7 protein-coding genes and 1 other RNA gene are annotated in these 11468 nt (G+C 70.3%); 2 read left to right on the plus strand and 6 right to left on the minus strand.

What is annotated here, in order from left to right; all coding sequences use genetic code 11:
* Positions 1-2968 (minus strand): BREX system serine/threonine kinase PglW (pglW, locus tag AOK15_RS37375; protein ID WP_107099607.1); only part of this gene is annotated, 2968 nt, incomplete at its 3' end.
* A gap of 509 nt (positions 2969-3477) precedes the next feature.
* Here pglW and AOK15_RS47970 point away from each other — a divergent pair.
* Positions 3478-3606 (plus strand): DUF6408 family protein, encoded by a 129-nt coding sequence (locus tag AOK15_RS47970; RefSeq protein ID WP_225618227.1) that lies wholly within the window; start codon positions 3478-3480, stop codon positions 3604-3606.
* 53 nt (positions 3607-3659) lie between these two features.
* On the opposite strand, the gene AOK15_RS37380 is transcribed toward AOK15_RS47970, so the two are convergent.
* From AOK15_RS37380 to AOK15_RS37395, 5 genes are all read right to left on the minus strand, one after another.
* The gene (locus AOK15_RS37380; protein WP_055523159.1) at positions 3660-5777 is read right to left on the minus strand and encodes a DUF2075 domain-containing protein; all 2118 of its coding nucleotides are present in this window, start codon (positions 5775-5777) and stop codon (positions 3660-3662) included.
* A 177-nt stretch (positions 5778-5954) separates the two neighbouring features.
* Positions 5955-7865 carry a DUF2075 domain-containing protein gene (locus tag AOK15_RS37385; protein ID WP_055523151.1) on the minus strand — a complete coding sequence of 637 codons (1911 nt, stop codon included), beginning with the start codon at positions 7863-7865 and terminating at the stop codon, positions 5955-5957.
* 156 nt (positions 7866-8021) lie between these two features.
* Positions 8022-8436, minus strand: an RNA gene (gene rnpB, locus AOK15_RS37405) — RNase P RNA component class A.
* Between the two features lie 18 nt (positions 8437-8454).
* Positions 8455-9399: a DMT family transporter gene (locus tag AOK15_RS37390; protein WP_055523153.1), complete on the minus strand. Its 945-nt coding sequence runs from the start codon at positions 9397-9399 to the stop codon at positions 8455-8457.
* Between the two features lie 97 nt (positions 9400-9496).
* On the minus strand, positions 9497-10351 hold the full coding sequence (locus AOK15_RS37395; protein ID WP_055523155.1) for a helix-turn-helix domain-containing protein: 855 nt from the start codon (positions 10349-10351) through the stop codon (positions 9497-9499).
* Positions 10352-10543: 192 nt separating this feature from the next.
* Here AOK15_RS37395 and AOK15_RS37400 point away from each other — a divergent pair, with 192 nt between their 5' ends.
* Positions 10544-11422: a DUF6924 domain-containing protein gene (locus tag AOK15_RS37400; RefSeq protein WP_055523157.1), complete on the plus strand. Its 879-nt coding sequence runs from the start codon at positions 10544-10546 to the stop codon at positions 11420-11422.
* The last annotated feature ends 46 nt before the right edge of the window (positions 11423-11468 follow it).

An 11468-nucleotide genomic window follows, 5' to 3' on the forward strand; every position in this document is an offset into this window, starting at 1 on the left:
GCGGGGACAGGGCGCCCGCCGACGCGCCCGTCGCGAGCTGGCCCGCGACGGCCGACTCGGCGGCCGTGAGCTGCTCCAGCTCCTCCTTCGCCTCCGCCCGGCCCTTCGCCGTGAGCGGCGAGACGGGGATCTCGCGCAGCCGCTCGCCCCACTCGCGCTGCCGCTGCTGGACCTCGTTGCGGGTCTTGGCGCCGAGGCCGGGGGCGTTGACGAGCTTGCGGCGGCTGTAGTCGAGCAGTTCGCCGACCGTCGTGATGCTCAGGCCGTAGAGGAACGACTGGGCGGCGGGCGTGAGGCCGGAGACGGTCAGCGGGGTGTCCCGGGTGACCTCGGCGGCGAGGCGGTCGCGCTGCTGCTCGGCGGTCTCCGGCTCGGCGTCCGCGATCGCCAGGGCGGCGGCGCCCTCGGCGGGCAGCCCCTCCCCCGCGGTCGTGGCCGCCGGGGCCGGGTGGCGGGAGCGGTGGCTGGAGGGGACGGTCTGCGAGGCGTCGAGGAAGACCTTGCGCCAGGCGTCCCGCATCGGCTTCAGCTCGGGGTACCGCTTGCCCGCGTCGCGGTGCAGGGCCTTCTGGAAGAAGGCGACGAGACCGTCCCGTACGGCCGGGTCGAAGGCCTCGGCCGCGATGGTCGGGTACGGCCACTCCTTCGCGTCGGTCATCCGGGGCAGGAGACTGCCGTCGCCCCACTTGGGCAGCTCGCCGGAGGCCATCTGGTGCAGGGTGACGGCGACGGCGTACCGCTCGGCGTGCGAGTCGTACGAGCCGCGGGTGATGACGTCGACGAAGGGGTCGAGGTAGCCGTCGGTGCCCGCGTTGGTGCTCTTCGCCGGGTAGCCGGCGAGGGAAAAGTCGATGAGGACGAGTTCGCGGGTGCGGTTGGGGCGGATGCGGACGGCGATGTTGTCGGGCTTGATGTCGCGGTGCCAGACGCCCTCGCCCTCCAGGAAGTCGACGGCGCCGAAGAGGTAGTCGCCGTACGCCTCCAACTGGTCGACAGGGAGGCGGCCGTGCTCGCGGAGCTGGCGGGCGACGGTCTCCTCGCGGCGGCGCGGGCGTGCGCCGCCGTCGGTGCCCTGGCCGGGCTGCCCGTGCGGGCCGGTGTCGTCGCGTTCGTCGCCGACGTACTCCAGGGCCAGGACCGTACGGCCGCCGATGTGCAGCGGCTCGGGTTCGACGAGGCGGATGATGCCGGAGTGGGGGCGCAGGCGGCCCATGGCCTCGGCCTCGCGGGCGAGGATCTCGCTGCGGCTGTCGGAGAGGGCGACCTTCAGCACGGCGAGCGGGCGGGTCCTGCGGGCCTCGGCCTGGAGGTCGCGGACGAGGAAGGCGCGGCTGGTGGAGCCGGTGCCGAGGCGGCGGCGGATCTCCCACCGGCCGGCGAACACGTCACCGGCGACGGCCTCCAGCGGGTCCTTGTCGGCGGCTGCGGTGTCGTCGTCCTCGTCGGCCGGTCCCTCCGGGGCGGTGGCCGCCTGGGCCGGGGCGGTGAGGGAGTCCTCGACGATCTCCAGCAGTTCCAGGAACTCGTCCACGCTGGACAGGCGCTGGCCGGGGCGGTAGGCGGTGGCGGCCTGCACCAGGTCGTCCACGTCCTCCGACAGGCCGTCCACCAGGGAGCTGGGGCGCAGGCCCTCGCCCGCCTCCAGGCGGGCCAGCAGCTCGGCCTGGCTGGCGGCCGGGGCCTTGCCGGTGACCAGGAGGTAGGTGAGGACGCCGAGGCCGTACACGTCGAGGTGGACGGGGTCGGGGTTGAGGGCGGTGAGTTCGGGGGCGAGGTAGGCGTCGGCGTCGTCGGCCACGTGCTGGGCGGACAGCGCGGTCGGCGCGAAGCGGGTCATGCCCTGGCCCTGGGAGGAGTCGCCGCTGCGCTGGGTGGCGATCTGCCAGTCGGAGATCTGGAGCTGCGGGGTGAGCCAGGCGGCCTCCTCCCCCACGGCCCGGCCCTTCCGGCCGCGCGGGCGGGGGACGACGAGCACGGAGCGGGCGGCGAGCGCCCGGTGGTGGATGCGGCTGGAGTGCGCGGAGCGCATGGTCTCGGCGAGCTGGCGGACCAGCGCCATCCGGCCGAGGATGTCCAGCTTGTCGCCGTACTGGACCAGGTACTCGTCCAGTTTCAGGGTGTCCGGGTGGTAGTCGAAGATCAGGGCGGGGCCGGCGGCGTGCCCGGAGGGGAAGTACTGCTTGAGCTCGACCACGCCCGGGTGCTTGAAGCGGCCCAGAACGGCGGCCTCGCGCCGGGCGGCGTTCTCGACGGACTGGCGCAGGGAGGCGTCGGAGCCGCGCTCGCTGAGGTAGATACGGACGCGGGCGGCCTCGGGGAGGTCGCTGTGGCGGGCGAGGTAGTCCGCCCAGGTGGGACCGGAGTCGAAGGACTTCCGCTCCAGCTCGTACGGGCCGACCTTGTACTGGGCGTCGCTCTTGCGGATGCCGATGTGCTTGAGGGCCGCCTCGATCTCGCGCGAGCCGATCGCGGTGATGCGGCGCCGCTCGTCGCGCGGGGGTGCCTTGAGCATCTCGACCAGCTGGTGGACGGTGTACACGCCGTTCTGGTCGTGGGCGGGCAGGCGTACGCGGAGGCTGTTGTCGGTGAAGCAGACGGCCTCGGCGACCCAGACGCGCTTGTTGCCGGGCAGGGCGAGCAGGCCGGCCAGTTCCTTGGCCTTGCGGTTGACCAGGTGCAGCGGGTTGCCGTGCGTGCGGCGGCGGCCACCGGGGGTGGTCTGCACCCAGGTGCCGTTCTCGGAGGTGACCGAGCCGTGCCAGTCCTTCAGCTCGACCATGCAGACGCCGCCGGGGGCGACGACCAGCAGGTCCACCTCGCGGACGTGGCCGGTGTTCGCGGTGAAGGTGAAGTTCGACCAGGCACGCCAGGGGTCGGAGTCCGGCAGCTTCTCCCGGATCGCCTCCAGGCCGCGGCGTTCATGATCGAACTCGGACTCGGTGACCGTGACCCACCGGCCTTCCCGCATGCCGTTCCCCGCTCGTCGTGTCCTTCGAGGGCCCGCCGTTCCCCATGGTCAGACCCAGGGTCCAGATCCTAGTGGCCGACCGTGCCATGAAAAGAGACGGTGAAGGACGGGAGTACGGGATCTTCCACCCTTATCATCCGAATTCGGCGACTTGCGGCGTGCGAACCACTCACGTTCTGGAGCCTCACCCATCCCCTCAGATGGAAATGCGCAAACTCCACACAGCCGAGGCCATCGCGGTCGACGCCGTCCTCACGCCCGGCGCCATCGCGTCCGCCGTCGGGGGCGGGACTTCGGAGCGTCCAAAATCGATCTGCGTCAACTGGCGTGTGCACTAACGTGGTTACCCGCTGCGCACCTTCCCGGAGGGTACGCCGGCGGTGTTCCAGGTGCCGGTCCTCGGCGCTGAGCGACGAGTGGTCTCCACCGCGTGTCTCACGCGGTGTGACTGCGGATGCCCGGTAGGGCGATCCCTGCCATTCCCAGCTCACGCTCAGGAGTGGAAACCGATGAACCCCGTTGAGTACAACCTTGCACGTCGTGACCGGATTCGTCAGATTCTGGTCGACGTCACGGTGGGAGTCATCACCAATCTGCTGGTGACGGCCCTTGTCGTGGTAGCGCGCCTGGTCTTCTGACCGGCAGGTGGCGGGCTCCGGGAGCCCGCCACTCCACGTACCGGTCCGCTGTTTCAGAAGAGACGCAGCTCTCCGGGCGGGGTGTTCTTCTTCCGACGCTGCCTGCGGCGGCGGCTTCCTCGGGCAGGACGGGGCAGATGCGGCTGTCGCGCCTGCTCCGGCAGGTTCTCCCAGGTGGGGCGCAGACCGTGGATGTGGACGTCGCCGACGAGCCCCTTCAGGTAGTCGCGGGTCTCCTCGTCCGTGGAGTAGAGCACGGTCGCCCGGCTCGCCCGGGTCATCAGCACGTGATACGCGTGCCGGACGAGACGGGCGAACTCGTCATCGTCCACGCTCTTCGGCTTCACCTTGGGATCGAACGACCCGGGAACGGCCACCCGTTTGACACCCGCCTCCTTGTCCGCCGTCTCCTTGCCCCGACGGAACACCCAGCGGTCGCCCCGGCGCACCATGTCCTCGCCCATGATCACGCCGCACCAGTCCCACTCCAGGCCCTGCGCGGTGTACACACAGCCGATCTGGCCGAGGCCGTTCTCGTGCACGGACCAGATCTTGGACGGTGGGACGGTCTTGTTCTCGCAGAAGGATTCGCTGTCGGCGTTCCAGGGCCGGTGCCAGTCACCGATCCGGACGTCGGCTTCGAGCCGCTTCTCCTTGCCCAGGGGTTTCGTCCAGGGCCAGCAATATCCGGCGACCATGCGCGCGGACGCTCCCGCCGCGGCCTCGGAACGAATGATCCGCTCCAGTTCCTCCGGGCTGTCCACGACCTCGACGTGCATCAGTCCGTCCGGAGTCCACACCTCCGGCTCCGCGTCGGACACTCCCAGCGCGCCACGCACCCAGCGGATGTAGCCGTCGCTGCCGCCGCATCGGAACTGTTCCCACAGGCTGCTACGGACCAGGTGGGCGTCGTAGCGCCGAGCCGCGTCCTCCACGAGGTCGACGGTGCCGACCTCCTGCGGGCGCACGGACTGACCCTCGTCGAGGAAGAAGATCGTCAGCCGGGAGGCGTCGAGCAGTTCGTCCACCTGAGGCTTGGTGCCCCAGTCCTCGGGTTTCCAGAAGCGGTTGGTGGAGCGGTCGCGCAGGCGGTGGGCCTCGTCGCAGATCAGCACGTCCAGAGGCGGATCGGGCGGGGTGACGAAGTTGCTGAAGTAGGTGAAGGTCTCCTTGAACTCCCGGTCACCGAAACCGACATGCTCCTGCAGGGCGCCGTTGAACGCCCTGCTGCCGCTCGCGTACTTGACCGTACGGCCCTCCGCCTCCAGTTCGGCCTTGATCTGGAGACCGATGGCACTCTTGCCCGTGCCGGCGCCTCCCGTGACCAGGAACACCACCCGCCGTTCATCAGGTATCAGAGCGGGCCGCCGGGGATCGGGAAGCACCTTGGCGGCCGTTTCCAGGATCTCGTCCGCGACCTTCTTCTGACGGCCACGCAGGGTGAAGACGGTGTCCTCCCCGCTGGAGCGGATCATGGCGTCGAGCAGCGGGGTGTTGCGCAGGCCCATGCTCCGTAACAGGATCTCGGCCGCCGAGTCGGCACCGTCGGCGGCGAAGCTGCTCCGCAGGTCCGACAGCAGTCGGGCGCGGCGGTCGCGGGTGTAGACACGGGCGTAGGCACCGGTCGGCGCGTCCACGCCGACCAGGGGGAGCACCGCGGCGTCGGTGGCGTTGTGCAGATAGGCGAAGCCGCCGCACTCGTAGTCCAGTCCGTGCAGCGGTCCTCGGTCGCTCGTGAACGCTTCGTAGTACTCCCGCAGTTGCAGTGCCGGATGCTTCTTCTTCCCCATACCGGGGACATGCACCAGCTCCGCGGTGGCTCGCTCCACCCGGGTCACCGTCGACCAGCGCTTCAACTCGACGAGCTGGACGGACAGCCCCTTCTCCTCGGGATGATGGCCCACGAGGACGACGTCGATGAGGCGCGGGTCCCCGGCGCGGTCGGTCTCGTCGAGCGTGGCCGCGCACTCGACGACCATCTCCACGTTCCCACGCTCGGCGGCGACCAGATCCTCGGCAAGACGCACCAGGCTCTCGGCCCAGGCGGAACGTTCAGTCAACGAGGCGTCGGTGCTGAGGAAGTGCTTCCACCTCGCGGCGAGGTGGGGCACCATACGGCGTCTCGAGTTCAGGTTCAGCAGATCCCGCGCTGCCAGTTTCAGCAGGAGCATGGACACGAGGTGGATCCCCCAGGGCACGAGTGACTCGTGCGGGTGGGGGCATGTCCACGTGGGAAGCCCGTCGGGCCGCGATGACGCCTGGGATCTTAAGGACGTGATCGCCTTCCCCGACGCATGTGACACGTCGGTCGGCTGGAAGCACAGGCATCATGGCCGGATACCACGCGCTCACCGCCGCAGGACGGGCTCCTCGGCCTCGGCAGGCCGTGGCTCCGGGCGGCCGGAGACCAGCTCCCGAAGCATCTCCCGGGTCTCCGGATCGGTCGAGTACACGATCGTGCCGACCATGCCCCGCGTCAGCAGCACCTTGTACGTGTTGCGGATGAGGCGGTCCACGTCGGTGTCCGGCGTGGACCTCTTGAACACCGGGTCCTTGGACGCGGTGCGGTCGGTGACCCAGCGGTCGCCTCGCCAGACCAGGTCCGGGCCGATGATGACGCCGGACCAGTCGTACTCGAACCCCTGGGCGGTGTAGACGCAGCCGATCTGCCCGAAGCCCGCCGGATCGGTGGCCCACAGCGCGGACGGGGGCGCGCCCAAGACCGACCGGTCCCCGCGCAGGTTCCAGGGCCGGGCCCAGCTCCCGATGACGACGTCGGCAGGCAGGGGTTCGCCGGGCTTGGGCTCGGGGGACCACCGCCAGCAGTAGCCCGCGGACATCCGGGCACCGTACTTCTCGGCGCGGCGGGCGTCCAGGAACGCCTCCAGCTCCTCCGGGCTGTCCGCGACCAGCAACCGCATGCGGTCGTCGGGCTCCCACACGACCGGCCCGCCGGGTTCGAGGCCGAGGAGCCGGACCACCCAGCGCACGTAGGCGTCGCTGCCCCCGCAGCGGAACTGGCTGTCCAAGGGCACGACACGGCAGGCGATGTCCCGTCTGGCCGCGGCCTCACGGATCTCCGCGACGGTGCCCATCTCGCCGGGGCGCACCACTTGGTGCTCGTCGAGAAAGAAGACCGGCACATGGGCGACGTCGATGAGTTCGTCGATCTGTGCCCTGCCGGTCCGCAGGGCCGCGCGGGTGTAGCGGTTGGCGGAGGTCTCCCGGATACGGTGTGCCTCGTCGCAGATCAGAGCACGCAGGCTGTTCTTCTCCGTGGTCATGAAGCTGTTGAAGTACTTGAAGAGGTCCTGCACTTCCCGTTTACGGGAACCGGCCACCTTGCGCATCGTCTTGGTGAACGACTGCGACCCGGTCGCGTGGACCGCGGCCTCACCCCTCCGGTACAGCTCGCCGAGGAGTTGGAGCGCGATCACGCTCTTGCCGGTGCCGGGACCACCGGTGACGATGACGATCTCCTTGCGGTCGGCGCGCTTCGCCCTCTCCACCGCGTTGACCACCATGCGGTAGGCGACCTGCTGCTCGTCGAGGAGAACGAACTGCTGCCGCTCCCGCACTTCCTGAGCGGCCACGGACATCAACTGCTTCGACGGCACGGTGGCGCCCGCGAGCAGTTCGTCGGCCGCTTGGGCACCGGGGTGCTTGTCGCTCAGCTTCGACCGGAGATGGTCCAGGAACGCACCGCGACGCTGCCCCGTGAAGAGCAGCCCCCGCCCGTCCCGCTCGATCTCCCTCAGGACGGCCACATCTAGCTCCGTGGCATTGTGCAGAAACGCCACGCCGTTGACCCGATGGCCGTGCTCTGCCACCGCACCATTGAAGTTGACCAGATAGTCGCAGTAGCGGCGTACCTGCTCGATGGGGTTGAGGACGGGGTGGGTGTAGGGGTCGACGTGACACAGTGTGGGGTCGTCGTCGTGGGGCAGTACCTGGCTCCACTGCTTGAGCTCCACGACGACATAGGACGGTTCCCCGGTGCCGGGGTGCACTCCGGCGAGGACGACGTCGGCGCGCTTGCTGTTCAGCGGGAGCGCGTACTCCAGCATGACCTCGACGTCGCCCAGGCCGGCGTCGTTGAGCGCGGCGGCCAGGACGGGGATGCTGCGCTCCCAGGAACGCACCTCCGAGGTGCCGGGCCGATGGCCGTGCAAGTGGACGAACTGCTCGGTGAGGTGCAGGAACAGCGAACCGTCGAGTGCCATGACGGCGACCGTTTTCGCGGACGCGCGGAACAGCAAGGACTTCCCCCAGGCAGCACGAAGAGACTCGTGCGGGTGGGGGCATGTCCTTCGAGACTCCACCGAGGTGGAGCGGAAGCCCGTCGGGCCGCGTTGACGTTGTGCTCGAGGGTACCTGGCGGTATGCGCAGTCGTACCGGTGATCGCCGGCGGCGGCAGACGAGTCGGGCTGTACGCCGGGTTCTGTTCCCGGGGTTCCTCGCGGAGCCCCGGGCGACGGCCATCCATCTAGGGCCGGTGTTGCCACCGGCCTCGTGCGGTCTACCCGCGGACTCGGGCGGGCAGCCCTCGAACGTCCGCGCAGGAGCCCTTCCCAATCCCTGGTGGGACTCCCTCTTGACCTTGCTCCGGGTGGGGTTTACCTAGCTGCCCAGGTCACCCTGGGCACTGGTGGTCTCTTACACCACCGTTTCACCCTTACCGAGGACCGAGGTCCCCGGCGGTTTGCTTTCTGTGGCACTGTCCCGCGGGTCACCCCGGGTGGCCGTTAGCCACCACCCTGCCCTGTGGAGCCCGGACGTTCCTCGGGAAGCCCCATAAAGGGACTTCACGCGGCCGTCCGCCCGGCTCGTCTGCCGTGTCGACCATGTTACCGGGCGGCCGGGGCGCTCCGGTCCCGCGGCGGCGTCGGCTGCGACGGCACCCGCCCCGGCCGCTCCGTCCGCCCCGTCCGCCTCGGCCCCGACGACCCCGTCGCCAGGAACGAGCCCGCCAGGATCAGGGCGAACGCCCCCAGCACCGTCCCCGTCAGGCGCTCGTCCAGGAAGAGCGCTCCCGCCGCCACCGCCACCGCGGGGTTGACGTACGTGAAGACCGTCGCCCTCGTCGGGCCGACCTCGCGGATCAGTTCCAGGAAGACGACGAAGGCAAGCGCCGTGCAGATCACGCCGAGGCCCGCCAGCGAGGCCAGGACGGAGGTCGAGGGCATCGTCGTCGGCCAGGTCAGGGCCGCCGCGGGGGCGTAGACGATCGCCGACAGGAGCAGCACCGGGGCGATCAGCTGCAGCGTCGGGACCTGCTTGAGATGGCGGGCCATGATCAGCGGGGCCGTCGCGTAGCCGATCACCGTGACCGCGACCTCCGCCAGTGAGCGTGCGTCGCCCCCGGTCAGGTGCGGGATCGTGAGGACGCCGACGCCGGCCAGGCCCAGCATCAGTCCGATCAGTCGCCGCCCACCCAGGTGTTCCGTGTCGCCGAAGAAGCGGGTCAGGAGCACGGCCACGATCGGTACGCCCGCGATCAGCAGGCCGGCCGTGGAGCTGGAGAGGTGGCGTTCCGCGTCGGTCAGGGTCCACCAGGGGCCGATCACCTCGATCACCGCGAAGGCCAGCATGGGGCGCCAGTGGGTCCGTACGGTCGCGGCCAGTCCGCCCTGGCGGATCGCGAAGGGGAGCAGGAGTGCCGCGCCCAGGGCGCAGCGGACGAACACCACCATCGACGGGGACACGCCGTCCACCGCCACTTTGATCATCAGGTAGGGGATGCCCCAGAGGACTCCCATCAGAGAGAAGAGGAACCAGCCGCGTGCAGTCATGGGATCAGTGTCCGGCCGGTGGGGGGTCCGGGTCTTGAACGTTGTTGCGGGGAGGAGTGGGCTGCCCCTTCGGGGCTTCTCCGGCCGTGCTTCGGGCTTACTGTCGTACGCCCGTCCGGTACGCCGCCGGGGTCACCCCCAGGACCCGTCCGAACCAGCGCGTCATGTGGGCCTGGTCGGCGAAGCCCACCTGGCCGGCGACCTCCGCCGGGCGGCCACCGAGTTCCAGGAGGGCGCGGGCCCGGCTCACCCGGTACTGCGCCAGCCAGGCGTACGGGGGCATGCCCATCGTCGTACGGAAGGCGCGCAGCAGCTGGTAGCGGGAGAGGCCGAGGTCGGCGGCCAGGACCGCGAGGGACGGCGGGGCCTGGAGTTCGTCGGCGAGGCGGTCGCGTACGGCCAGGGCGATGGTGCCGGCGCCGGGGACCGTGTCGGAGGTGGGGCGGGCCGTGGAGTGGCGGCGGGCCAGGGCCGTGAGCAGCCAGGGGACGCGGGACTCCGCCTCCAGCGGGTCGGGGCAGGTGCTCAGCTCGGTGTGGGCGTTGCGCAGGGCCGCGGCGAGTTCGGGGTCGTGCAGGAGGGGCTCCCGGAAGTGCGGGGTGCCGCCGAGGATGCCGTCGGTGAGGAGGGTGGGGGCCGGGTAGAGGGCGCGGTAGGCGTAGGTACCGTACGCCGACTCGCCGGTGTGGACCTCCCCGGGGGCGAGCACGACGATCGAGCCCTCCCCCACGGTGAGGGCACCGCCCCGGTACTCGATGCACGAGGCGCCGAGCACACAGATGCCCACGCTGAACTCCTCGTGGGTGTGCGGGGCGTAGCGGTGACGGTCGAAGCGGGCGGTCAACAGGTCGAGGGGGCGGTCGGGACCGCCCAGGGTCGCCCGTGTCCACCGGGTTTGTGGCGCCTGCTGTGTCTGATGTGCCTGTTGTGCCTGTTGTTCGGTGCCGTCCACGTCCAGCGCCCCCTTCGACGGTCGTTCCGGAGGGTGCAACGCGCGAGTGGCTTGATTCCCTTCCCGGTCGGCTGCGGTGGGCGGTTGCAATGCCCCAACGGCCAATGGAGGCGAGGCGGTTGACGCTCGTAGTGTGCTTGCCTCACGGACGGCAGGTAACCGGCGGGCACAGAAGCACGATGGGGGTTCTCCATGCAGCGTTCCACCTGGCCGCTCCTCGACGGTCGCACCCGGCCGCTCAAGTTGAAGGAGTGGGGGGACCTGGCCGTCATGGACCCCGACGCCGGCAAGCCGCCGCGCGGACACGGATTCCTGGCCGCCGAGAAGGACTGGCTGCACATCGACGCCGGGAGCGCCCTGGAGAACCCCGTCGTCACCCTCTACGCCGGTCAGGACCCGGGCGCGGAGAGCGGCTGGGACGAGGTCGAGGAAATCACCATGGTCTCCACGACCGGCTTCCTCACCCTGTGCGACAGCGGGTACGAGCCGTTGCGCAAGGAGAATCTAGCCACCGCGGGGGCCGGCGCCTACCTGGTCCGCGTCCACGCCAGCGACCGTTCGGTGGACGGCAGGCGGCCCCGCTTCCTGATCCAGGTCATCCCCGGCGACCGTACGGGCGCCGAGCCCGGACCGCCCTCCGCCACCATCGAGACCATCGAGGAGGCCGCCGGGCCGCTCCTCGTGCGGACGTCCTTCGAGCAGCCGGACGCGTGGGCGCGTCTGCTCCAGGCCCTCGAAGAGGGCTCGGAGCACCATGAGTCGATCACCGTCGTCGACAACCCCGCCTACGCCGGCTTCGCCGCGGAGCAGATCCTGGCGCGGATCGGGCGCGACGAGGAGGACTGGCCGCACAGCACGCTCGTCCTCGTCGCCGACGAGCGGGCACTGGGGTCGGCGGAGTGCCCCTTGCTGGCCGTGAACAACCTGCCCGACGAGGACGACGCCCCGTTCAGGATCACCCTCGCGGCCGCCGGTTCCTTCGTCGACAACATGGAGCTGGCGAACACCTACTTCAGCGAGTGGGCCGGCGGTGTCGAGGCGGACGGTGTCTACCGGGAAGAGCACTACTGACGGCAGTACTGACACACCGTCGCGGGTGCGGGTGCGGGTGCGGGCG

It is taken from the genome of Streptomyces ossamyceticus, from assembly GCF_001418475.1.
In the GTDB taxonomy this organism is placed as follows: domain Bacteria; phylum Actinomycetota; class Actinomycetes; order Streptomycetales; family Streptomycetaceae; genus Streptomyces; species Streptomyces ossamyceticus.

Coding starts and splice junctions, on each gene's coding strand:
- AOK15_RS37390 (WP_055523153.1), bottom strand. CDS start 9,399: ATGACTGCACGCGGCTGGTTCCTCTTCTCTCTGATGGGAGTCCTCTGG.
- AOK15_RS37400 (WP_055523157.1), top strand. CDS start 10,544: ATGCAGCGTTCCACCTGGCCGCTCCTCGACGGTCGCACCCGGCCGCTC.
- AOK15_RS47970 (WP_225618227.1), top strand. CDS start 3,478: ATGAACCCCGTTGAGTACAACCTTGCACGTCGTGACCGGATTCGTCAG.
- AOK15_RS37380 (WP_055523159.1), bottom strand. CDS start 5,777: ATGCTCCTGCTGAAACTGGCAGCGCGGGATCTGCTGAACCTGAACTCG.